We start from the raw sequence: 22825 nt of genomic DNA on the forward strand, positions 1-22825 counted from the left end.
CAGTGTATTGATCAGGACAGGCTAGCCTAATGGATTGCGCGACTCGCCGATTCCGGCACCGAAACGGCAGCGCAAGGGCGTACCGCCCGCAAACTCCCGGATCGCGCGAGCGCACCCGCCGACCGTGGGTCCGGATCGAGGCGTGGTTATACGATCCGGCTATTTTTTCGCCGACTCGCTTAGGTAAGCCTTGCTTCACTAAGGCGGAAGGGATACCTTCCCATACAGAACGTGACCCCTGCTTTTCGAACCGATGCGAAGAAGGGACCCTTGGTGAAAAGCGTTCTCTCCGAACGTAAGACGCTTCACCCACAAGACCTCGAACGACGTGAGATGTCCGCGGCGGCGGGCCGGGCGGTGCGGGAGCTCGCCAGAGCGATATCCGCCACACTCGATCACGCGCTCACCGATCCGGCCACCGCCGCGCGCACCCTCACGGACCCGGCGATCATCGAACGGATCGATGCGGGCGCCACGGAACTCCCGACCGAGGTGCGCGAGGCCATGCGCCCGCCGGCCACCGCGGCAGGCGCCGCGATCGTAGGACGTCTTCCGCTGGCGGACAACGAATTCGGACCCACGCCGCCGAGCTGGCGCGAGGCGGCGAGCTGGAGCGGCGATCCGGTGCGCCGCGCGCGTTCGTTCGAACTCGACCTGGTCATGCTCTTGCTCGCGCGCAGCACGGGTGAGCCGTTCGGCTGGCAGGGGCAGCAAGGCGGACGGTTGGTCAACAACATCGTTCCCGCGGCCGGTCACGAATACGAACAGTCCGGCGCCAGTAGCGAAGTGCTACTGAGCCCGCATACCGAGGACGCCTTCCATCCGCAACGCGCCCACATACTGATGCTCGGTTGCCTGCGTAACCCGGACCTGGTGGGCACCACCGTCTCGTCGGTGCGCCGGATCGAACTCACCACCGAGCAGCGCGCATTGCTCAGCACTCCCGCCCTGCCGATCCTGCCCGACGTCTCCTACGGCAACGGGCACGAAACATACTCTGCCGCAGCCATTCCGACGCTGTGGAGCGCTGCCGGTCCCGACCGGCAGACACTGCGCTACGACCCCGCATACACTCCGCTCGCCGAGGCGGACGCCGAATTCCGGGCAGCCTACGAACAACTCGCCGCCGAACTCGAACGCGTCTGCGTGACCGCCACGCTGTCCCCCGGTGAGTTGTTGTTGGTGGACAACGACGTCGCCGTGCACGGCCGGGTACCGTTCACCGCGCGATACGACGGCACCGACCGATGGCTCAAGCGAGTGAACATCCGGCTTCCGGAACGACAGCGGCGGGCCGAGGAAGCCGACGAGAATGGCTACGGGCAACAAATCGTGGCCCCGTTCCGGACGGCGGACACCCCGCCGGTCGCGAGCGGCACTCATGAGCGGGATGCAGTACGACATGATCGAGGACCCCTTGAGCACGCGTGACCGAAGCACACCTTTGCGGGTGTTGAGCCGCAGCGACCTCGCCGACGTGCCGATCACACCGGCCGCGGTGGTGCGCGCGGTGGAGGAGGCGTATCTCGCCTTCGCGGCGGGCGATTCGGACAACCCGCGCAAACTCAGCGTCGCGAACCCGGACGGCTGGTCGGTCGCCTACGCCATGCTCGGCCGGGACGGCCGCAGGCGCGTGGTGGCGATGAAGACCTCCTACAAGTTCGACCCCGGCCACGATCGCAGCACCAAGCGGTACTACACGACCATCACGCTCTACGACGACAGCACCGGTGCGCCGATCGCGATGATGGATTGTGCCCGGGTCGGCGCGTTGCGCACGCCCGCGGTGTCGGCGCTGCTTGTGCGCGAGACGATCCGGCGCGGCGCGGAGAGCGTGCTGCTGATCGGTACCGGCACCCAGGGCCGCAACGCCCTGCCGCATCTGCTCGCCGCCAACCCGCAGCTGCGCAAACTGATGGTCTACGGCACCCACCCGGAGGGGTTGGAAGCCGTGCACCGCGGGCTCGCCGAGCATCATCCGCACGCCCTGCTCGAGACCGTGACCGATCCGCGCGCCGCGGCGGCCACGGCCGATGTGGTGCTGGCCACCGCGGGGCCGGCCACCGAGGTGGCGCTCGAATCCGAGGATCTGGCACCCGGTTCGGTGGCGGTGCTGGTCGGCTACGGCCTCGCGCCCTCGACGCTGGCGGAGGCCGATCGCGTGATCGCGACCAGTGCCGAGCAGATGGCGCTGACCGGCACCGACATGGCAGGGCCGGACGGCACGCTGCGCGCGGTGGACGCCGAGCTGCCGCAGATCCTGAATCGTCGTGCGGTGGCGCGCCGCTCGGACGACGAACGCGTCTTCGTGTACAACAGCGGACTGGTGCTGACCGACATCGCGGTGGCCCACGCGCTGGCCGAGCGGGCGATCGCGGAGGGCCGTGGTACGGAGGTGCCGCTGTGGGACTAGCGCACGGAGGTACGCGGTGGGGCTAGAACAGTCGAGTATCGCCGTGGAGCCGGGGGCCGACGCGAACGCGCACGAGTCGATCAGCGCGTCACCGATGCCCGCGCATCTGGACCCGTGGGAGCGCCGCCTGCTCGCCGATCCGAACCTGCTCGGTGACCTGTCTTTCGCGATGGGCGGCCCGTTCCATGTGATGTATCCGGCACGGGTCGGCCACAACATCCGGGCCTTCCGCGCCGCTTTCACCCGCGCCGGAGTGCACGGCACGATCTACTACGGCAAGAAGGCGAACAAGGCCGCTTGTGTGGCGCGCGCGTGCGCGGAACACGGCGCCGGCGTCGACGTCGCCAGCGCCGGCGAGCTGACCGCCGCGCTGGCGCAGGGCGTGCGCGGCCCCGAGCTCATGGTGACCGGCCCGGCCAAGGCGGACGATCTGCTGTGGCTGGCCGCCCGGCACGGTTCGCTCATCGCCGTGGACGACCTCGGCGAACTCGAGCGGCTCGCCGCGCTCACGTCTGCCGGGGAGCCCGCGCGCGTGCTGCTTCGCGTGCTGCCCGCCGCCTCGGCCAGCCGATTCGGCATGACATCCGGCGAAATCGAGGACGCGCTGGCGCTGTGCGGCGCTCGCGCATCGATCCGGCTGGAAGGCTTCAGTTTTCACCTGTCCGGCTACGACGCGGTCGCGCGCGCGGAATTGGCGGGCGAGCTGATCGCCCGCTGCCTGCACGCGCGCACACTGGGGCATCCGGCCACCACCGTGTCGATCGGCGGTGGCTTCGGCGTCGACTACGTTCCGGCGGACGCCGCCCTGGAGTTCACCGCGGGGATGGGCAGGCAGTGGTTCCACTCCGGAAAGTCCTTCGATTCGTACTATCCGTACCACTTTCCGGTGCCCGGCGCGGCCATGCTCACACAGATCCTTGACCACGACGATCTCGCCGGGCGACTGCGCGACAACGCTGTGCGACTTGCGATCGAACCGGGCCGCGCGCTGCTCGCGCACGCGGGCTGCACCGTCTTCCGCGTGCAGGGCGGCAAGACCAGGCACGCGCACGGCAAGCCCTACCGATTGCTCACCGTCGACGGCACCAGTCTCAGCCTCTCGGAGCAGTGGTTCGACAGCGAGTACCTGCCCGATCCGGTGCTGTGGCCCGCGCGCCCCGGCGCCGTGACGCCGACGTGCGTCGGTGCGGCCAGCTGTCTGGATTCCGACATGCTGAGCTGGCGCCGGGTGCCGCTGCCGCGCCCCGCCGAGGTCGGCGACCTGCTGATCTACCCGAATACCGCCGGCTATCAGATGGATTCGAACGAGTCCGCCTTCCACGAACTGCCCATCCCACCGAAAGTCGTGCTGCACGACGCGCCCGGCGAGCGCTTCCGCTGGACCCGCGACGGTAGCTGACCCCGACCCGAACCAGGAGACATCAATGCCGCTCGTCACGCGCGTGACGGATCTGATCGGTCGCACGCCGCTGTTCGAGCTCGCGGCCACCGCGACAGGCACCCGCCTGCTGCTCAAACTCGAGCAGTTCAACCCGACCGGCGCGGCCAAGATCAGAATGGCGCGCGAAATGGTGCTCGATGCCGAGCGTCGCGGTTTGCTGCGCAGTGGTGGACATATCATCGAGTCCACGTCCGGCAACACCGGGCTCGGCCTGGCGGTAGTCGCCGCCGAACGTGGGTATCGCTTCACCGCAGTGGTCGACCATCACGCATGTAAGGACAAACTGCGCGCGATGCGGGCAATGGGTGCGGAACTCGTGTACGTCGCCGACGAGGGCGACGACAATCTCGCCACCTCGGCGCGGGAGGACCTGGCCGAGGCGATGGCGGCCGAGCGCGCCGACGCATTCTTCACCGAGCAGCACAACAACGACGCCAACGCGGTGGGCTACTACCCGGTGGCGGAGGAATTGCTCGAGGACGTCGAGCGGGTCGACATCCTGCTGTCCGCGGTGGGAACCGGAGGTTCGCTGTTCGGCACCGCGACCCGGTTGCGCCAGCTCGGCTGCCCGCCCTACGTGATCGGCGTCGAGCCGGTCGGTTCGATCGCCTTCGGCGGGCCCGGCGGCCCGTACTGGCAGTCGGGCACCGGCACCCCGCCGGGCGCCACCATCGGCACCGCCGTCGACTATTCGCTGCTGGACGAGGGCGTGAAGGTCTCCGACGTGGCGGCCTTCGCGACCGCCAGGGCGGTGGCGGCCGAGCTCGGCCTGATGATCGGCGGGTCGGCGGGCGGTTCGGTGCACGCCGGACTGACCCGGCTGGAGGAGTTCCCGCCGGGCTCGACCGTGGTCACCATCGTCTGCGACGGCGGGGAGAAATACCTGGACACCGTGTTCGACGACGACTGGATGAACGAGCGCGACCTGCTCGACGCCGACGCCGAACGCGAGGTCGCGGAACTGCTGCGGCGCTACACGCCCGCTGCCAGGAACACGCTGGTGCAAGCGCGGTGAGGTCCGATCGCTCGTACCGCATGACGTTGCGCCCGCGCGGGACCGCGCTCCCGCCTTCCGCGAAGGAGAACCGGTGATCGTGACGAGTTTCCGCGGCGACGGCGGGCGGCTCACCGCGCTCGCGACGCCGATCGCGCTGACCCAGCTGGCCCAGATCGCGGTGTCCACCACCAACATCGCGCTGATGGGCACGCTCGGCGTGCGGCAGGTGGCCGCGGGCGGCCTGGCGATCGTGCTGTTCAACCAGATCCGCACCATGTGCGTCGGCTTGATCACCGGCAGCGGCAACCAGATCGCCACCGCCGTGAGCGCGGCGGGCAAGCGCGGCGACTCGCCGGATCCGGAGATCCGCGACCTGCTGCGCTCGAGCTTCGCGATCGCCACGGTCGCGGGCCTGCTCGGCGGCGCGGTACTGATCGGGCTGGGCTGGGTGCTGCCGTGGCTCGGGCAGGACCCGGGCGTGCTCGCCGACGCCCGTCCCCTGCTGGTGGCGCTCGCACCGGGCCTGCTGCCCTGCCTGTGGTTCCAGGTGCTGCGCCAATACACGGTCGGCATGCAGCGCCCGCAGGCGCTGTTGCTGGTGACGCTCGGCTCGGTGGCGCTGAACCTGCTGCTGGCCCTCGGCTTCATCCACGGCAAGGGCGGGCTGCCCGAGCTCGGGCTGACCGGTATCGGAGTCGCGACCTCGCTCGTCTTCCTGATCACCTTCGGCGTGTTCTGGGCGATGGTGTGGCGGGACGACGAACTCGGCCGCACCCTGCCCGTGACGCCGTTGCCGGTGCGGCTGAGCACCGTGCGCGCCGAGCTGAAACTGGGCACGCCGATCGCGTTGACCTACGGCTCCGAGGCGGGCATGTTCTCGGTGCTCGCCCTCGTCATGGGCAGCATCGGCCCCGCCGCGCTGGCCGCCCACAACGTCGTCTACCAGATCATCTACATCGTCTTCCAAGTCGCGATCGGCCTGTCGCACGGTGCGTCGATCCTGGTCAGCCACGCGGTCGCGCGCGACGAGCACACGCACGCACGCGCGCTGGCGTGGCTCGCGCTGCGGCACGCCGCGGTCATCGCGGCGGTGACGGGCGCGGTGTACGTGGTCGCCCCCGATCTGGTGCTGCGCCCCTTCCTGGATTCCTCGGACGCCGACACCATCCGGGTCGCGCACACCCTGCTGCTGATCGGCATCGTGCTCCAGTTCTTCGACGCCGCCCAGAACATCGGCAACGGTTTGCTGCGCGGGCTCAAGGCGACCAACGCGGGCTTCCGGCTCTCGCTGATCGGCTACTGGGGCGTCGGCCTGCCCGTCGCCCTGCTGCTGGCCTACCCCGCGGGTCTCGGCGCGGCGGGCGTCTGGTGGGGCCTCACCGCAGGCCTGGCCACCACCGCCGTCCTCATGCTGCGCCGCTACTTCGCCTTGCTCGGCGAGCGGGAACGCGAGCGGCCCCGCCTGCTCCCGGAAACGCTCACCACGCCCGGTTGACGCCGCCGCGAGCGCTCCCCGGGTGGCGGCAGGGGCGCTGGCGATCGTGGAAGCCGCCTCGATCCCGGGCAACCGTCCGACGACAGCGGCCCTTCGGTGCCCGATGCGGTACGCGACACTTCTGCGAGGCTGCTCCGGCCAACGCCGACCCAATGGGTAAAGCAGCCGAGAGCGAGTGCCTGAGCCGCTGGAAGGCCTGCCCGTTCGAGCGCCGACACGGCGGCCGATCGGGGTCGGCGCCGAGTTCCGGCTGCCGTACGCCCGGTGCGCCGACGACCGGCACCGGAGCGCCGAAGTTCGCGGGCGGAGCCGCGCCGGGCACTGCCGCACGATGCGATGCGCCGTAGGGCGGGCGCACGGCGAGTTCGGTCGACCGAGGCCGCCGAACAGCGTGCTTCACGTTAGCGTTGAAGGGTCGTCGGCCGGGCTCGTATTCCGTTTCGTGCGCGCGGCCCGGGATCGGGAGGTGCCAGGTGCTGAGTGTGTTCTCCTCGCCGGGACATTATGTGCAGGGCCGGGATGCCACCGCCGCGCTCGGCGCGGAGATGACGCGGCTCGGGATCGGCGGTCCGGTGCTGATCGTGGCCGGATCGAGTGCCTTCCGGCTGCTCGCCGACACCTGGGAACGCTCGCTTACCGACGCGAAGATCGCCTATTCCATTCATCTGTCCGGCGGGGAATGCAGCAGGGCGGAGATCGCGCGGATCGCTCACGCCGTCGAACAGTCCGGTAGCACGGTGGTCCTCGGCGCGGGCGGCGGCAAGGTGCTCGACGCGGCGCGCGCGGTCGCCGACGATCTCGACCTGCCGATGATCAGCTGCCCCAGCACCGCCTCCAGCGACGCCCCGTGCAGCGCGCTGTCGGTGATCTACACCGATGCGGGTGAGTTCGAGGCGTATCAGCTGGTCCGGCGGAATCCGGCGCTGGTGCTGGTGGACACCTCGGTGGTCGCGCAGGCCCCGGCCCGGCTGCTGGCCGCGGGGATGGGCGACGCCTTGGCCACCTGGTTCGAGGCGCGCACATGCAGCGCCGCCCAGGTGCGCAATATGCGCGGCGGGGCCTCCACGCGCAGCGCCACCGCCTTGGCCGAACTCTGCTACCGCACCCTGCTCGCCGACGGTGCGCAGGCGCTGACCGCAATCCGCGCGCGCAGCGTCACACCGGCGCTGGAGCGCGTCGTCGAGGCCAACACGCTGCTGTCCGGGCTCGGCTTCGAATCGTCGGGGCTGGCCGCGGCGCACGCCGTGCACAACGGTCTCACCGCCGCCGCGCGGACGCGCCCGTTCCTGCACGGCGAGAAGGTGGCCTTCGGCACCGTCACCCAACTGGTGCTGGAGGGCGCGCCCGCGTCCGAGATCGGCACGGTGCTCGATTTCTGCGCCGAGGTCGGCTTGCCGACCACGCTCGCCGCACTCGGTCTGCCCGACGCCGACGACGAGACGCTGTGGGCCATCGCGAAGCGGGCGACCGCCGCGGGCGAGACCATCCACAACGAACCCTTCACGGTGGATGCCGTGATGGTGGTGGACGCCCTGCGCACCGCCGACGCGCTCGGCCGGTGACCAATCCCACACCGGTCGGCGTTTTCCCAGCGTTCGACACCGAAAACTCACCTTCCCGCAAGCGTGTCTTCATCAAACGTCGGGAAACCTGTCCGTAACCGACGCTATCGTGGCGACGGAGCCAAGCCAATGGCGGGCAAACCGCCAGGAGGAGTTCGGTCCGGTGTCCATCACCAGAGTCGCGGAGTATCCGCGTCCGGATCACGTGTTGTTCCACTTCAGCGACACACATCTCATCGCGGGCGACGACCCCTTGTACGGCGATGTCGACGCCGACCTGCGGTTACGGCAACTGCTCGAGCAAGCCGCGGCCAGCCGGATCCGACCGACCGCGATCGTGTTCACCGGCGACCTCACCGATCGGGGCGAGCCCGCCGCATACGCCAAGCTGAAGTCGATCGTCGATCCGTTCGCTAGGAGTTTGCAGGCGCCCATCGTGTGGGTGACCGGCAACCACGACGACCGCGCCGCCCTGCGCGCCCGCCTGCTCGGCGAGTACCCCACGACTTCCCCGCTGGATCGAGTGCACCTGATCGACGGGCTGCGTGTCATCGCCCTGGACACCTCGGTCCCCGGGCACCACCACGGCGAGATCTCCGACGGCCAGCTGGAGTGGCTGCGCTCGGTGCTGGCCGAGCCCGCTCCCTTCGGCACCATCCTGGCCATGCACCATCCGCCGGTGCCGTGCGTGGTCGACCTCGCCGTCACCGTGGAACTGCGCGATCAGCGCAGACTGGCCGACGTGCTGGACGGCAGCGACGTGCGCGCCATCCTCGCGGGACACCTGCACTTCTCCACCAGCGCGACCTTCGCGGGCATCCCGGTCTCGGTGGCGTCGGCCACCTGCTACAGCCAGGATCTCGGTGTGGCCCACGGCGGCCTGCGCGGCCGGGACGGCGCGCAGGCCTTCAACTACGTGCACATCTACCCGGACACCGTGGTGCACTCGGTGGTGCCGATCGAACGCGGCAGCACGGTCGGCGTTCCCGCGACGCCGGAGGAGGCGCAGCGGCGGCTGGCGGAGGAGGGCATCGTGATCCCGCCCGCCGGGCGCATCCCGCACGTCATGCGGCGCCCTGCGTCGGCTCCGGAAGCGGATGACGAGGCGGTGTGCTGAACCGCTCCCACGGCGCGGGCTCCGGGTAGTACGCGGCGAGGAACTCCGAGACGATCCGCACCCGCTCCGACTCGGCGACCTCGGGGAAACTGCCGTCGTTGAGGCAGAAGAAGTCGATGTCGCGCCTGCGCGCCAGCCCGTCGAGCAAGGTCAGTCCGCGGTAACTGGTGGTGTCGACGTAGCGCACCTTCGCCGCCTCCTGCGGCACCGCGCGCCCGGTCAGCATGGCGTAGTAGTGGTACAGCGAATTGGTGACCGAGATGTCGGTGGCCGCCCGGAACCGGCTCGCGCTGGTGCGCGCGAAGTCACCGGCGAATTCCTCTTCCATCTCCAGCAGCACGCTGCGCCGCAACGGCACCGGCGTGTGCTCCAAGTGCCGGGTGATGACATGACCGAAGCGATCGGCCAGCAGCGCCCGGTTCACCCGCGCGGCGTTCTCGAAACCGCTGCGCCGCTCGTCGCTGTGCCCCGGACCGATTCTGAGGTCCGCTTCGATGAACCGGCTCACGCCGCCCGGCGTGAAGAACATCGACGGACGCACCGGCCGCGCGAAGAACATGTCGTCGTTGGAGTACAGGAAGTGCTCGCTGAGCCCGTCGATGTGCTGCAACTGGCATTCCACCGCGTGCGAGTTGAACACCGGCAAACCGCTGACGTCGCGGAAGTGGTCCACCGCCCGCACCACGGTCACCTTCGGGTGCGCGGTCAGCCAGCGCGGCGGCGTGGAGTCGGTCGCGATGAAGATCCTGCGGATCCACGGCGCGTTCTTGTGCACCGACCGCAGGGCGTACTTCAACTCGTCGATCTGCCGGATCCTGGCGTCCGCGTCGTCGCCCTCGCCGACCACTACCTGGGCGAGCATCCCGGCGCGGCGGGCACGGAATTCCGGATCGGAGCCGTCCACCCAGGAGAACACCAGGTCGATGTCGAAACCGACGTCGTCGGTCTGCGGCGCGAACATATCCACCAGGGTGGGCCAGGTCCGGTCGAACAGCCGCACCTGCGTGCGCTGGACATCGGCGAGGTCGAAGACCGTCCTGGTCAGCGCGTTCGGGCGCGGACAGGTCACCGTGTCACCGTGGTACTCCCACAGTTCCAGCTCGACGTGATGCGCCGGATCATGGTCGCGCCCGAGCCGGAAGACATTGTGCTGCACCTCGACGCAGGTGAATCCGGCCGAGATCGCCGCGGCGGTCACCCGGCGCACCATCAGGCGGTGCGCCGCGTCCGCCGCGAGCACGAGCCGGTGCTCGCCGTCGCGTACGAGCAGAAACGGCACCTCCGCGGCCGCCAGCTCCGCGCGCAGATACCCGAGATCCGCGATCGTCGCAGCCGACACGGCGAAGTTGCTCGCCATCAGCCGCGTCACCATTTCCACTGCCCCCGAATCCACTGCTCCCCTGTCCACCATGACTGTCTCCACATCCGTCGATCCACCGGTTTCGATACGTCCGGGGCACCGCGCCGAGCCGCGAGTCCGCCGATGCGAGACATCGGCGAGAGAAGACCGCGCCCGGCGCGGTGACATTCAGAAGTGGGGAAGGGAACCGAAGCGGGCGCGCGAATTGATCACCTGGAATGCAGACGACTGGTAGACCATTTCGTATTCACCTCACTCACGGCCGGACGCGCGAAGCGTCATGGATGGAAGCGCTGCACTCGTGCGAGAACTCGAAGGGCACGGGTGGCAACCGCGCAGCCGGACAGTCATCGGCCGGCGAAAAGTGGTCAGCCCAGAAAACACCGGGCACCCTTACGAATGATGCAACGCGCTGGGGATTCCGTCAATCGTTGCAGCTCGACCGCCCGTGTTCGGCCCCTGACGCCGGTGACGCCCATCCACCGGAGCCGCAGCGCATCTTCGGCTATAGTTAGGGTAGCCTCACCATATTCACGCTGGAGAAAGGGTTGCGCCGGTGCGTGTCGTCATCCTGTTCGGAACCGAGATGGGTACCGCGGAGTCCGCGGCGGACAGCATCGCCGAGGAACTGCGCGGGGCGCACGAGGTCTCGGTGCACGATATGGCGGAGTTCGACGTCGAGGATCTGGACGTCCGCGACTTCCACGTCGTGGTGTGCTCGACCTACGGCGACGGCGACCTGCCGACCGGCGCCGAGCCCTTCGCCGACGCGCTCGACCGCCGTGCGCCGGAATTGGGCGGCCTGCGGTTCGCCGTCTTCGGGCTCGGTGACACCGTCTACGGCGACACGTTCAACCGCGGCGGCGAGATCATCGCCGAGAAGCTCATCGCCCGCGGCGCCGTCCAGCTCGGCGAACACGCGCGGCACGACGCCTCGACCGAGATCCACGTCCGGGACATGGCTCGGCGATGGGCCGCCGCGCTCGACATTCCCGCGCTGCTCTCGGCCTGACCGGCGCCGCGCACCGGGCGCGGGTCTGCGAAGTGAGGTCCGGACAAAGCACCCAGCGCCAGCGCGCAAGGGGCACAGCACCTTAGACTGCTATCAAGCGCGGCACAGCCCGCCGCGCTCGACGATCCATGAGGTGACGAAGATGGCAGCCGGAGCGAGCCCCGCCCAACGTCAGCACAACTCGACAGATCATCCCGAGCTGGACGTGCTCCCGGAATGGCCCCTGGAAACGATCGGCGTGCTGGTGACGACCGATCCCGCGCCGCATGCGATTCCGGTGTCCTGGCCCGTGCGGGCCGGTGACCGGCGAATCCTGCTCAGCCTGAAGTATGATCGCGGCTCGCTGGCCCGGCTGCGCGAGCATCCCGAGGTGGCGCTGTTGATCCTCGGCGGGGGCAACGTGGCGATGTGCGCCCGGGGCACCGCGCACGTGGTCGCCGAGCAGATGCCCGGCGCCGACGACTACGTCGCCGTCCGCATCGACGTCGACGTGATCGACGACCACCGCCAGTCGGCCTTCGCGGTCGTGCAAGGCATCCAGCGCACGGTGCTCGACGACGAGAGCGAACTGCGCGCGCTGAAGGATCGGGTCAGCACACTGCGATCCTGGGCCGACCACTAGAACTGAAGCAGCCCGACGTTTCCGGGAGCAGAGAGAAGGCGGCACCGGCCGTGCCGCGCGGAAGGGGATCATGAGCGTCACTCTGGCCAAAGGCGGCAACGTCTCGCTGTCGAAGCAGGCGGCGAATCTCACCAAAGTCTCGGTGGGGCTCGGCTGGGACGTACGCACCACCACCGGCGCCGACTACGACCTCGACGCCAGCGCGCTGGCCTGCGGACCGAACCTGAAAGTGCTGTCCGATCAGCATTTCATCTTCTACAACAACCTGCGTTCGCCCGATGGATCCATCGAGCACACCGGCGACAACCTCACCGGCGCGGGTGAAGGCGACGACGAGGTGATCAACGTCGACCTCACCGCCGCCCCGCCGGAGATCACCAACATCTTCTTCCCGGTGTCCATCCACGACGCCGACGCCCGCGGCCAGTCGTTCGGCCAGATCCGCAACGCCTTCATCCGCGTCGTCGACGCGGGCACGGGCGTCGAACTGGCCCGCTACGACCTCACCGAGGACGCGTCCACCGAGACGGCCATGATCTTCGGCGAGCTGTACCGCCACAACAGCGAGTGGAAATTCCGCGCCATCGGCCAGGGCTACGCGTCGGGTCTCGCGGGCATCGCACGCGATTACGGCGTCAACGTCTGACCGCGTTCGAATTCCCTGACGCCGCCGCACGGTTCTTCCGCTCGATGCACGACATCGAATTCCGGAAGACCCGCGCGGTGACGTTCGTGGGAGCCTAGATGACGCCTACAGCGAATACGTCCAGGTCTCGTACCGCGCGCGTATCGCTCCAGGGAGCAAAGAGCTTGCGGGTCTCCAAGTACTTTCCACGCAACCTCGGAGAGGTGTTCTTGCACGAGAGCGCCACAGCCTCTTCAGCCGCAGCCACCGCGTGGTCGAGATCGTCCGGGGCGGTGAGCCGAGCGAACCGTAGCAGCGTCAGCGCTTGATGCCTGGCGGCGTGCACCGGAATGAACTGCAACGACTGCTCCACGGAGTCCGCAGCGCTGCGCCGGTCCCCGGTCGCCTCCAGCACCGAGCCGGTGACGTCGCCGGTCACCCATGCGGCCATCCAGTATGCGTACGTGCAGCAGCCCCACCGCAGCAGACCGGGTCGTCGCAGGGTTTTCCTACTTCGCTGCCGTAGGCCATGAAGTCCTCGAGGCGCGCCAAGATCTGTTCCGCTGTGTCGGGCTCGAGCGGCGGTAGAGATCGAGCGCTCGGTCGACCCCAGGTGGCCGGGGGGTCGTCGAGGTCGAAACACGGTGCGCCGTCGATGAACAGTGTCCACAGCGGATGGTCGGGAAAACCGTTCATCCGCAAGACCCACCATTGGCCGTCGACGTGGGCGGCGACGGGAAACCTGCCGTTCCCGGTCGATTGCCATCGTGGTCGCGCGTTCAGCTCGGGGTACGGCATCGTCTCAGTCTCCCTGCTGATTTGCGTTCCGCACAGAGGCGTTCCTGCGCGGCGATCTTCTCCGCAACCGACGCGGACGGATCGATCGGGTCGTCCACCGGGTGGACACTGCGAATTTGCCTGTGGGGCAATCGAGCCGACTGGCGAGAAGGCGCAGGTCATTGGGTTGGGTCACAGTATGGGGATTGGTTGTCTGAGTTGTGTGACAGAGGCTCGGGTAGCGGGTGGGAAGGGCCCTCGGCGGTGACTACTCTGGGCGCGTTCATCCGACTCCGAGGACGAGGCTTGTGAAAACCCTTCTGGCAGTGGCAGTTACCGTGCTCGTCAGCTCCGCTGCGCTCGGCGGGCAACCCGCCCACGCGGCGCCACCCCCCGACCCGGCGCCGTTACCCGGGCCCGCGGGTCCGTCCCCGTTACAGGAATGGATCGACAACACCATTCCCGCGCCACCGCTGGCACCGGCGAGCCGAAATCCCGCCGGCGAAGACCACACCGCGCTATGGCAAGCGATCCTGTCCTCACCCACCGATGACCCGACCTTCGACACCTGGCCATCCGACCTCGACCAGCTCGACCCCGGCCAGGTCATCGAGATCCGAGACATCACCACAACAGCAGCGACGCTGGTCGGTGCCCCGATCGCTCAGGCCCGACTGGTGAAATTCCGGTCCACCTCGGCATCGGGTGCACCGTCGTTCGGCACCGCGACATTCCTCGTCCCCGCCGTCGCGTGGCCGGGACCCGGCCCGCGGCCGGTGGAGGTGGACACCCTGCCGATCAACGCGCTGGGCCTGCACTGCACCCCCGGTTACACCCTCGCGCACGGCGTCAGCGACAACAACGGAATCAATGTCTTCCTGCCGGGGGTCGCGTCGACGCTGCGCAAAGGCCACGCCGTTCTGATACCCGACCACGAGGGCCCGTTATCGGCGTATGCGGAGCCGACCGTCGCCGGGCACATGACTCTCGATTCGATTCGTGCCATCCGATCGATGTTTCCGGATGAGTTCTCCGGCAGCGGTTTCGCGGTCAGCGGCTACTCGGGCGGGGCGATCGCCTCCTACGCGACCGCGATGTTGCTGCGTGAATACGCACCGGAGCTGTCAGACGTGCTGGTGGGGGCGGCCATAGGTGGGTTGGTGACCGACTATGGCGCCGTGGCGCACGCGTTCAACGGGCGCAGCGCATCCGGAATCCTCTTGTCGGTGTCGCTGGCAATGGCGCGCGAACATCCCGAGATGCTGAAGTACATGAATCATCTGGCGCAGTGGGTGGGAACTTCGCCGTTGAAGAATATCTGCGGCGAAGCCGACGGCCCGCTCGGCGCGGTGGGAATTCCGATCGACGTGGCGGCGAATATCGAGAATCCGCTCGAAAGCGATATCGCCGCACGTATCGAGCGACTGACCGACCTGACCGGCCGCACATCGGCTGTGCCGCTGTACATCTACCACGGGTCGCACGACTTCTGGATTCCCATCCAGGGACCTCAGAAGATGTACCGGCAACAGTGCGGCCTCGGTGTCCCGGCGGCATTCCGCACGGTGCCGGGCGAACATGTATCCGCGATGCTCATCGGAGCCGGAGGCGCCAGCGACTGGATCGACGCCAGGTTACGTGGCGAGCAGGCACCGAACGAATGCGCCTGACCTATCAGCTCGTTTCCCGCTGCCGTGACAGCGGGAAACGAGCTGCGGTCATCCTAACTGCGTCGCCGGTTCAGTTGCGCGCGATTGCCCGAAAGTTGTGGACCTCAGCATTCGCTCGGCGCCGGTTCGCCGCGCAATCGCGCGAGAATCCAGTTGTCGAGCTCGGGCGAGCCGGTGACATAGCCGATCAAATGCTCGCCGGGCACGACGCGAAAGACAGCCGGAACACCGAGGGCGCATTGCTGCCGGAACGTCCGCTGGGCGTCATCGAGCGGGATCCAGGGGTCGTGCAGGCCGTGGTAGATGAACAGCGGCACAGCCGATTTCCGGTCCCTCAGGTCGAATTCGGCGAACATCTTCTCGGCGATCGGGCCGTCGAGCGCGTTGCCGGTATTCGCGACGACGTCCATCGGGAACCCGAGCACGCCCAGCGGTCCGTCGGCATCGCCGCAGATGTCCTTCACCGGTGAGGTCGCCACCCACTGCGCGAGATGGTTCATGTACGGAACCATCTCGGGGTGTTCACGCGCTACCGCCAGCGCTACCGACAAGAGGATTCCGGACGAGATATTGCCGTTGAACCGGTGGGCGACGTTCTCGTTGTCGGTGACCAGTCCGCCTGCGGCCGCTCCGACCACAGTGCCTGCCAGCTCCGGCGCGTATTCGTGCAGCAGCATCGCCGCCGCGTAGGAGGCGATCGCCCCGCCCGAGTAGCCGCTGATCACGAAAGGACTGTCGCCGAAGTCGTTCGCGCCCACCGTCCGGGTGGCGCGAATCGAGTCGAGTACCACGTGCCCGGCCACATTCGGCTCGGCGTACGCCATCAGCGGGCCCTCGTGATCGGGCACGAGGACCGCGTGCCCCTGGCCGAGCGCCCACCAGATCGATGGCATGAAGACCGTGAGATCTGTGTTGGGTTTGTCCAGGAGACCGTGCGACATCTGATATCCCGGGGTGCAATGCGAGCCGAGGGAGTTGATCGGCAGTGCGTCCACCTCCACGGGTTGCGGCCCCGCGCCGGTCCACTCGGCCGCCGGGGTGATCAACGTCGCGGTGCCGAACGACGGTGCACCCGAAGCCGAGGTGGACCGGAACTTCAGCAGCAGCGCACGCCGAATCGGAACCGCCATGCGGGCTGCTGCTGTTGTGGTGATGTCTCGGATCTCGATGACCTGGCCGGGGTCGAGCTGGTCGAGGTCGGATGGCCAGGTGTCGAAGGTCGGGTCATCGGTGGGTGAGGACAGGATCGCTTGCCATAGCGCGGTGTGGTCTTCGCCGGCGGGATTTCGGCTCGCCGGTGCCAGCGGTGGCGCGGGAATGGTGTTGTCGATCCATTCCTGTAACGGGGACGGACCCGCGGGCCCGGGTAACGGCGCCGGGTCGGGGGGCGGCGCCGCGTGGGCGGGTTGCCCGCCGAGCGCAGCGGAGCTGACGAGCACGGTAACTGCCACTGCCAGAAGGGTTTTCACAAGCCTCGTCCTCGGAGTCGGATGAACGCGCCCAGAGTAGTCACCGCCGAGTGCCCTTCCCACCCGCTACCCGAGCCTCTGTCACACAACTCAGACAACCAATCCCCACACTGTGACCCAACCCAATCGCGGCGTCTCGCACAGTGACAGTGGCGCTCGGCCTACTCGTCTTCCTCCGGCCAGAAAGCGCGCCAGTCCTCGGCGGTGAGCGGGAAACGTTCACCGCGCTCCTTTTCCGCCGAGTCCTCCGTCGCACGGATAGCGGCGGCGAATGTCAGCGTCGCTTTGCGGAGACGTTCCTCGGCGCTTTCCGGACCACCGAGACGCACCACCCGCAGCGCTTCGGGGACGAGATCGGGCGGGAGACCGGCCTTGGTGCTGCGGGAGACGACCTTCTCGGCGAGTGCCAGGGCGGGCTGGGCCGTGGCGATGCCGTCCAGGCAGGAGCGGCGGGACTTCTCGGCGGATTTGCGCTCCTCCCAGGCGCGTTCCTGCGCGGCGATCTTCTCCGCTACCGAGGCGGACGGATCGATCGGGGCGTCGACGAGGTGCGGGCTGCGGTTGACCAGCTTGGCGACCAGGGCGGCGGCGACGTCGTCGACCGTGAACTCCCCCGCCGCCTCGGCGATCCGGGAATGGAACAGCACCTGCAACAGCAGGTCCCCGAGTTCTTCCTTGATCGTCTCGGTATCGCTGTGCTGGATGGCGTCGAGCAGCTCGTAGGTCTCCTCGAGCAGATAGGGACGCAGGGAATCGTGGGTCTGGGTGACCTCCCACCCACCGAAATGCCAGAGGCGGTCCATCACCTCGACCGCACCGGCCAGCCCCGCCGCCACCACCGCCGTGTCCGTGGGCGGCAGCGAGTCGCCGTTCGGCGCGCTACCGGGTGGCACGCCCGCGGCGGCACGATGCCGGGCGGCCCGAAGGACGGACTCGTCGCGACCCGTCGAACTCATCGCGGCGCCATCTCGGCGGCGACGGTGAGATCGACCGCCCCTTGCGCCTTCCCGTCCAACGCCAGCAGCAGATCGGCGACGAATTGCAGCAGCACCACATCTCGGACGCGCTCGGCCCCGACACTGTCCTCGACACGCGGCAACGGAAGCTGCACCACTCCGGACGCGGCGCGGTATCCCGCGCTCGGGTAGAGCCGCTTGAGCCGCATCTGCTTGGAATCGGGCAGATGCAGGGGTGAGATCTTCAACGTCGTCCCGGTGACCGCGATCTCGGTGACCTCGTACTCGCGGGCGAGCAGCCGCAACTTGGCCACCGACACCAGGCGCCCGACCTCCACCGGCAGCGGGCCGTAACGGTCGACGAGTTCGTCCACGACCAGCGCGAGCGCCGCATCCTCTTGCGCCGCGGCCAGTTTGCGATACGCCTCCAGGCGCAGCCGGTCGCTGGCGATGTAGTCGGGCGGGATGTGCGCGTCCACGGGCAGGTCGATGCGCACCTCCTTGACCTCCTCGGTGGTGATCGGCTTGCCGTCGGCGGCGGCGCGGTACGCCTCGACGGCCTCGCCGACCAGCCGCACGTAGAGATCGAAACCGACACCCGCGACGTGACCGGACTGCTCGGCGCCGAGCACGTTGCCCGCGCCGCGGATCTCCAGGTCCTTCATCGCGACCGCCATGCCCGCGCCGAGGTCGGAGTTCTGCGAGATGGTGGCCAACCGGTCGTAGGCCGTCTCGGTGAGCGGCTTCTCCGGCGGGTACAGAAAGTAGGCGTAGCCGCGCTCCCGGCTGCGCCCGACCCGGCCGCGCAACTGGTGCAACTGCGAAAGGCCCAGCGCGTCGGCGCGTTCCACGATCAGCGTGTTGGCGTTGGAGATGTCCAGGCCGGTCTCGATGATCGTGGTGCACACCAGCACGTCGTATTCGCGCTGCCAGAAACCCTGCACGGTGGACTCCAGCGCGTCCTCGTTCATCTGGCCGTGCGCGACCACCACCCGCGCCTCTGGCACGAGATCACGAATCCGCTTGGCGGCCTTGTCGATCGATGACACCCGGTTGTGCACGTAGAAGACCTGCCCGTCGCGCAGCAGTTCGCGGCGGATGGCGGCGGTGACCTGCTTGTCGTTATACCCGCCCACATAGGTGAGCACCGGGTGGCGTTCCTCCGGCGGGGTGAGGATGGTCGACATCTCGCGGATCCCGGCCAGGCTCATCTCCAGGGTGCGCGGGATCGGGGTCGCCGACATGGTGAGCACGTCGACGTGCGTGCGCAGCGCCTTGATGTGCTCCTTGTGCTCGACACCGAACCGCTGCTCCTCGTCGACCACGACGAGGCCGAGGTCCTTCCAGCGCACGCCGGTCTGTAGCAGCCGGTGGGTGCCCACCACGATGTCGACGCTGCCGTCGGCCATTCCCTCCAGCACGGCGCGGGCGTCGGCCGGATCGGTGAAGCGGGACAGGCCCTTCACGGTGATCGGGAAACCCGCGACACGCTCGGCGAACGTCTGGAGATGCTGTTGGGCGAGCAGCGTGGTCGGCACCAGCACGACGACTTGTTTGCCGTCCTGCACCGCCTTGAACGCCGCGCGCACCGCGATCTCGGTCTTGCCGTAGCCGACGTCGCCGCAGACCACGCGGTCCATCGGGACCGGCTTCTCCATATCCGCCTTCACCTCGGCGATGGCGGTCATCTGGTCGACGGTCTCGGTGAACGCGAACGCGTCCTCCATCTCCTTCTGCCACGGTGTGTCGGCCCCGAAGGCGTGGCCCGGCGCGGCCTGACGGGCCGCGTACAGCTGCACGAGTTCGCCCGCGATCTCGCGAACGGCCTTGCGCGCCTTGCGTTTCGTGTTGGCCCAGTCCGAGCCGCCCAGCTTGGACAGACTGGGCATCTCGCCGCCGACGTAGCGGGAGAGCTGGTCGAGCGACTCCATCGGCACGAACAGCCGGTCGCCGGGCTGGCCGCGCTTGCCCGGCGCGTACTCGATCACCAGGTACTCGCGGCGGGCGCCGCCGACGGTGCGTTCGATCATCTCGACGAACTTGCCGATGCCGTGCTGGTCGTGCACCACCATGTCACCGGCGCTCAACGCGAGCGGGTCGACCTGGTTGCGCCGCTTCGCGGGCATCCGCTTGCCCTCGGTCGGCGCGGTGACCCGGTTGCCGGTCAGGTCGGACTCGGCGACCACCACCAAACGGGCGTCTTCGAACACCAGGCCGTCGTGCAGCGAGCCGCACAGCACGCCCACCACGCCCTCGTTCGGCTCGGCGCCGGTCTCCAGCGCCGCGGCGGGCACGTCGGCATCCGCCAGCCGTTCCATGATGCGCTGCGCGGTCCCGTGACCTGCGACGACCACCACGGCCCTGCCGCCGGTGGTCACGTGGGCGCGCAACGAGGCGAACATGGTCGCCACCAGTTCGTCGGACCCGCGCGCGGTGGGGCCGGGCAGCACCCGCAGGACGACCTCGGAGGAATCGCCGGAGGCGAGCGGGCTCAGCGTCCACCAGGGCAGACCCTGCCGGTCGGCGCTGGCGTGGACGTCGGACAGCGGCTGGTAGGCCGACGCGGCGAGGTCGAGCCCGTGGCCGCCGAGCGGCGCGGCGCCACCGAACGAGGCAGCCGTCCAGGACGCCTCCAGGAATTCCTCACCGGTGCGCACCAGGTCGGCGGCGCGGGTGCGGATCTTCTCCGGATCGCACAGCAGCACGTGGGTGCCTTCCGGCAGCACCTCGGTGAGCAACCGCAGCTGGCCCGGTCGCAGCACCGGCAGCAGCGCTTCCATGCCCTCCACCGGGATGCCCTGGGACAGTTTCTCCAGCATCTCCACCAGCGCCGCGTCGGCGGAGTTGGCGGTGGCCACCTCGGCGGCCCGCTGGCGCACCTCGGCGGTGAGCAGCAGCTCCCGGCACGGCGGCGCGACCACGACGTCCACCGCGACGTCCGGCAGCGAGCGCTGGTCGGCGACGGCGAACGGCCGCAGTTCGGTGATCTCGTCGCCCCAGAACTCGACGCGCACCGGATGGTCGGCGGTGGGTGGGAAGACATCGAGGATGCCGCCGCGCACCGCGAACTCGCCGCGCTTGCCCACCATGTCGACCCGGGTGTAGGCGAATTCCACCAGCCGCACGAGCAATTCGTCGAAGTCCAGCTCGACGCCCACGCGCAGCACGATCGGCTCGATGTCGCCGAGACCGGCCGCCATCGGCTGCATCAGCGATCGCACCGTGGTCACCACCACGCGCAGTGGCGCGGGGAAATGCGGGTCGTCGGGGTGCGCGATCCGGCGCAGCACCTCCAGCCTGCGCCCCACCGTGTCCGCGCCCGGCGAGAGCCGCTCGTGCGGCAACGTCTCCCAGGACGGGAACTGCGCGACCGCGGGACCGAGCATCTCCGCCAGCTCGACGGTCAGGTCGTCGGCCTCCCGCCCCGTGGCCGTGACCACCACCAGCGGCCGCTCGGCGGCCACCCGCGCCGCTACGAACGGACGCACCGCCGACGGCGCGACCAACGCGACCGACGTGGTGCCGATCAGCTCCGCGACGGTCCGTAGCGAGGTATCGGCACCGGCCGCAGCGGCCAGTCCCGCCAACGGTGGGCGGTGGGTGGACATCGACAACTCCTGAGCGCAGGCGACACGGTTCGAGCGGCCAACCGAGTCTAGTGAAGCGGGCATCTCGTTTTTCCAGCGCCCGCACCGCCGCGACGAGACTGCCGCTCCCGGCCTGCCCCCGAGCGACCGTCCACGAGCGAGTGCGTCGCCGCCTGCTTCACCAGAGGTGCAGGAAACTCCGGACGTCATCGAGGCCGTCGAGTGCCCGCCCGTCCACGTCCAACGGATCCAACTCGGCACGTGCCGCCAAGGAGCGCGCCAACGCAACAGACTCATCGGTGAGCCGCCCGAACCGCCGAGCGGTATGTCCCAGGCACAGCCCCGCCAGCCCGAGCAGCGGGCTTCCGGCCACGGCTCGCGTGCCGACCTGCACGCACCAGTGCTCGACGAACTCCCGATCGTCGTCGTTCAAGGCGCTGCCCACCAGAGCATCCGCCGCCTCCGACTCATACGCCCGGTCTCCGAGCGCGCGCTCCAACACCGCGATCACCACCTCATGCGGCAGAGCCGGAGGATTGTGGAAGATCAGATGCGGACGCATGCCGCGAGATTACCCATCCCTTTGGCCCCGGACCCGTGACTCAACAGGGCGAACGTTGCCCCGACACGGGCACCAGCGCAACCACACCGGCCGAACCTCCGTCGCTCGAGCGGCCGCCGCGCACGCGACACAAGGAGTAAGCGACACCAAGGCCGACACCAACCACTACACCGCGCGCACCGGGTAGCGAGCCTCGGCACCAACGTGCCCAGCGCACCCCAACTCCCGGTTTCGAGCGAAGCGAGACCGAGCATGCGCCGTTCGCGGCCCGGCTCGCGTTTGCGCGGCCGTCGCGTCCGCGACGAAGTCGCCAGCGGCGGTCGCGCAAACGCGAGCCACAAAGGGGCCGCGAACACGCAGCGCCGCAGGCGCTGCCAAAGTTACGGCACGTAGCGGCGCAGGCGCCTAGCGGCGAACTCGCGGAAGTAGGACAACTTCTCCGCCGGCACGAGGGCCGGGAGCAGGAAGTACCACGCGCGCTCCATCCGGACCGCCATCTGGTCGATGGATTCGGTGCCGACGGCGATGATGTGCACGCCCGCGGCCATCTCCTGCCAGAGCAGGCCGATGACCTCCGCGTCCAGGTCGGCGATCAGGTCGCCCTGGGCGATGGCTCGCTCGGCGAGCAGGCGGTAGGTGTCGCCCCAGTTCTTGGCGATGTTGTCGCCTTGGGCGCCGCGGTAGTCGCCGATCTGGTGGGTCAGCTTCAGCATGGCGCCGACCATCGGGTCGTTCATCGATAGATCGGCGACGACGTAGGTGATGCCGATGCACGCTTCCAGCGCGGGCACCCGGGGATCGAAGAAGCCCTGACACGAGCTGGTCAGTCGCTCGTTGCCCTGGTCGACCACGGCGCGCGCCAGCTCTTCCTTCGAGCCGAAGTGAAAATACAAGGCGCCCTTGGTCACATTGGACTGCGCGATGATCTCGCTCAGGCTCGCATTCGCATATCCCAAGCGCAGAAAGACATCGGCCGCGCCTGCCAGGACGGAGTCGCGGGTGATCTCCGCGCGCGCTTGCCTAGCCATCAGATCCGCCTGTCATCCCAAAACCAGCCATCCTGAAGTAGACCGACATCCCGAAGTTGACCGACTTACCGCCCGAACAGCACCCAAAGGATGGGTGAACCGTACCACCAGGCGCGCGCCCGGCAGCCAATT

Annotated in this window: 18 protein-coding genes; 11 read left to right on the top strand and 7 right to left on the bottom strand. The window is 68.7% G+C overall.

Features of this window, described 5'->3' with window-relative positions:
• Positions 1–333 precede the first annotated feature (333 nt).
• From NG1_RS18820 to NG1_RS18850, 7 genes are all read left to right on the top strand, one after another.
• Positions 334–1431 carry a TauD/TfdA family dioxygenase gene (locus NG1_RS18820; RefSeq protein ID WP_062972565.1) on the top strand — a complete coding sequence of 366 codons (1098 nt, stop codon included), beginning with the start codon at positions 334–336 and terminating at the stop codon, positions 1429–1431.
• 19 nt (positions 1432–1450) lie between these two features.
• A complete protein-coding gene (locus tag NG1_RS18825) occupies positions 1451–2413 on the top strand; it encodes an ornithine cyclodeaminase (protein ID WP_040869666.1) in 963 nt (320 codons plus the stop codon).
• Between the two features lie 94 nt (positions 2414–2507).
• A complete protein-coding gene (locus NG1_RS18830; protein ID WP_062972659.1) occupies positions 2508–3812 on the top strand; it encodes an alanine racemase in 1305 nt (434 codons plus the stop codon).
• 25 nt (positions 3813–3837) lie between these two features.
• Positions 3838–4869, top strand: coding sequence for a PLP-dependent cysteine synthase family protein (locus NG1_RS18835; RefSeq protein ID WP_062972567.1), 1032 nt, complete (start codon positions 3838–3840; stop codon positions 4867–4869).
• Positions 4870–4942: 73 nt separating this feature from the next.
• Positions 4943–6346: an MATE family efflux transporter gene (locus NG1_RS18840; protein ID WP_062972569.1), complete on the top strand. Its 1404-nt coding sequence runs from the start codon at positions 4943–4945 to the stop codon at positions 6344–6346.
• A gap of 473 nt (positions 6347–6819) precedes the next feature.
• On the top strand, positions 6820–7908 hold the full coding sequence (locus NG1_RS18845; RefSeq protein ID WP_062972571.1) for a glycerol dehydrogenase: 1089 nt from the start codon (positions 6820–6822) through the stop codon (positions 7906–7908).
• Positions 7909–8071: 163 nt separating this feature from the next.
• Positions 8072–9025, top strand: coding sequence for a phosphodiesterase (locus NG1_RS18850; RefSeq protein ID WP_157114118.1), 954 nt, complete (start codon positions 8072–8074; stop codon positions 9023–9025).
• On the opposite strand, the gene NG1_RS18855 is transcribed toward NG1_RS18850, so the two are convergent.
• Entirely contained in the window at positions 8973–10436 is a 1464-nt protein-coding gene (locus NG1_RS18855; RefSeq protein WP_084499020.1) for a stealth family protein, read from the bottom strand. The two genes, NG1_RS18850 and NG1_RS18855, sit on opposite strands and share 53 nt — an antisense overlap.
• A 505-nt stretch (positions 10437–10941) precedes the next feature.
• Between NG1_RS18855 and NG1_RS18860 the strand changes: the two genes are divergently transcribed.
• The 3 genes from NG1_RS18860 to NG1_RS18870 all read left to right on the top strand — a co-directional run bounded on the left by NG1_RS18860 (position 10942) and on the right by NG1_RS18870 (position 12665).
• On the top strand, positions 10942–11397 hold the full coding sequence (locus tag NG1_RS18860; protein ID WP_062972573.1) for a flavodoxin domain-containing protein: 456 nt from the start codon (positions 10942–10944) through the stop codon (positions 11395–11397).
• A gap of 142 nt (positions 11398–11539) precedes the next feature.
• Positions 11540–12019, top strand: coding sequence for a hypothetical protein (locus NG1_RS18865; RefSeq protein WP_062972665.1), 480 nt, complete (start codon positions 11540–11542; stop codon positions 12017–12019).
• Positions 12020–12089: 70 nt separating this feature from the next.
• Positions 12090–12665 (top strand): TerD family protein, encoded by a 576-nt coding sequence (locus tag NG1_RS18870; RefSeq protein WP_062972575.1) that lies wholly within the window; start codon positions 12090–12092, stop codon positions 12663–12665.
• A 94-nt stretch (positions 12666–12759) separates the two neighbouring features.
• Here NG1_RS18870 and NG1_RS18875 read toward each other — a convergent pair whose 3' ends face one another.
• Positions 12760–13095, bottom strand: a complete 336-nt coding sequence (locus tag NG1_RS18875; protein ID WP_062972577.1) for a hypothetical protein — start codon at positions 13093–13095, stop codon at positions 12760–12762.
• 652 nt (positions 13096–13747) lie between these two features.
• On the opposite strand from NG1_RS18875, the gene NG1_RS18880 reads away from it, so the two are divergent.
• Positions 13748–15091, top strand: coding sequence for a lipase family protein (locus NG1_RS18880; RefSeq protein WP_062972579.1), 1344 nt, complete (start codon positions 13748–13750; stop codon positions 15089–15091).
• A gap of 104 nt (positions 15092–15195) precedes the next feature.
• Here NG1_RS18880 and NG1_RS18885 read toward each other — a convergent pair whose 3' ends face one another.
• From NG1_RS18885 to NG1_RS18905, 5 genes are all read right to left on the bottom strand, one after another.
• Positions 15196–16542 (bottom strand): lipase family protein, encoded by a 1347-nt coding sequence (locus NG1_RS18885; protein ID WP_245659953.1) that lies wholly within the window; start codon positions 16540–16542, stop codon positions 15196–15198.
• A 179-nt stretch (positions 16543–16721) separates the two neighbouring features.
• Positions 16722–17363 carry a nucleoside triphosphate pyrophosphohydrolase gene (locus tag NG1_RS18890; RefSeq protein WP_245659956.1) on the bottom strand — a complete coding sequence of 214 codons (642 nt, stop codon included), beginning with the start codon at positions 17361–17363 and terminating at the stop codon, positions 16722–16724.
• Positions 17364–17512: 149 nt separating this feature from the next.
• Complete coding sequence (gene mfd / locus NG1_RS18895; RefSeq protein WP_062972583.1) at positions 17513–21124, bottom strand: transcription-repair coupling factor; 3612 nt, start codon at positions 21122–21124, stop codon at positions 17513–17515.
• A gap of 157 nt (positions 21125–21281) precedes the next feature.
• Positions 21282–21665, bottom strand: coding sequence for a hypothetical protein (locus NG1_RS18900; protein ID WP_157114119.1), 384 nt, complete (start codon positions 21663–21665; stop codon positions 21282–21284).
• A gap of 380 nt (positions 21666–22045) precedes the next feature.
• Positions 22046–22693 (bottom strand): TetR family transcriptional regulator, encoded by a 648-nt coding sequence (locus tag NG1_RS18905; RefSeq protein WP_039800936.1) that lies wholly within the window; start codon positions 22691–22693, stop codon positions 22046–22048.
• Between the last annotated feature and the right edge of the window lie 132 nt (positions 22694–22825).

Source organism: Nocardia gamkensis NBRC 108242, assembly GCF_001612985.1.
GTDB classification, from domain to species: Bacteria; Actinomycetota; Actinomycetes; order Mycobacteriales; family Mycobacteriaceae; genus Nocardia; species Nocardia gamkensis.

What these genes read in the sequence shown, in the direction of transcription:
- NG1_RS18905 (WP_039800936.1), bottom strand. Translation starts at nt 22,693, where the DNA reads ATGGCTAGGCAAGCGCGCGCGGAGATCACCCGCGACTCCGTCCTGGCA.
- NG1_RS18900 (WP_157114119.1), bottom strand. Translation starts at nt 21,665, where the DNA reads ATGCGTCCGCATCTGATCTTCCACAATCCTCCGGCTCTGCCGCATGAG.
- NG1_RS18835 (WP_062972567.1), top strand. Translation starts at nt 3,838, where the DNA reads ATGCCGCTCGTCACGCGCGTGACGGATCTGATCGGTCGCACGCCGCTG.
- NG1_RS18855 (WP_084499020.1), bottom strand. Translation starts at nt 10,436, where the DNA reads ATGGTGGACAGGGGAGCAGTGGATTCGGGGGCAGTGGAAATGGTGACG.
- NG1_RS18865 (WP_062972665.1), top strand. Translation starts at nt 11,540, where the DNA reads ATGGCAGCCGGAGCGAGCCCCGCCCAACGTCAGCACAACTCGACAGAT.
- NG1_RS18875 (WP_062972577.1), bottom strand. Translation starts at nt 13,095, where the DNA reads ATGGCCGCATGGGTGACCGGCGACGTCACCGGCTCGGTGCTGGAGGCG.
- NG1_RS18830 (WP_062972659.1), top strand. Translation starts at nt 2,508, where the DNA reads ATGCCCGCGCATCTGGACCCGTGGGAGCGCCGCCTGCTCGCCGATCCG.
- mfd (WP_062972583.1), bottom strand. Translation starts at nt 21,124, where the DNA reads ATGTCCACCCACCGCCCACCGTTGGCGGGACTGGCCGCTGCGGCCGGT.
- NG1_RS18890 (WP_245659956.1), bottom strand. Translation starts at nt 17,363, where the DNA reads ATGGACCGCCTCTGGCATTTCGGTGGGTGGGAGGTCACCCAGACCCAC.
- NG1_RS18870 (WP_062972575.1), top strand. Translation starts at nt 12,090, where the DNA reads ATGAGCGTCACTCTGGCCAAAGGCGGCAACGTCTCGCTGTCGAAGCAG.
- NG1_RS18820 (WP_062972565.1), top strand. Translation starts at nt 334, where the DNA reads ATGTCCGCGGCGGCGGGCCGGGCGGTGCGGGAGCTCGCCAGAGCGATA.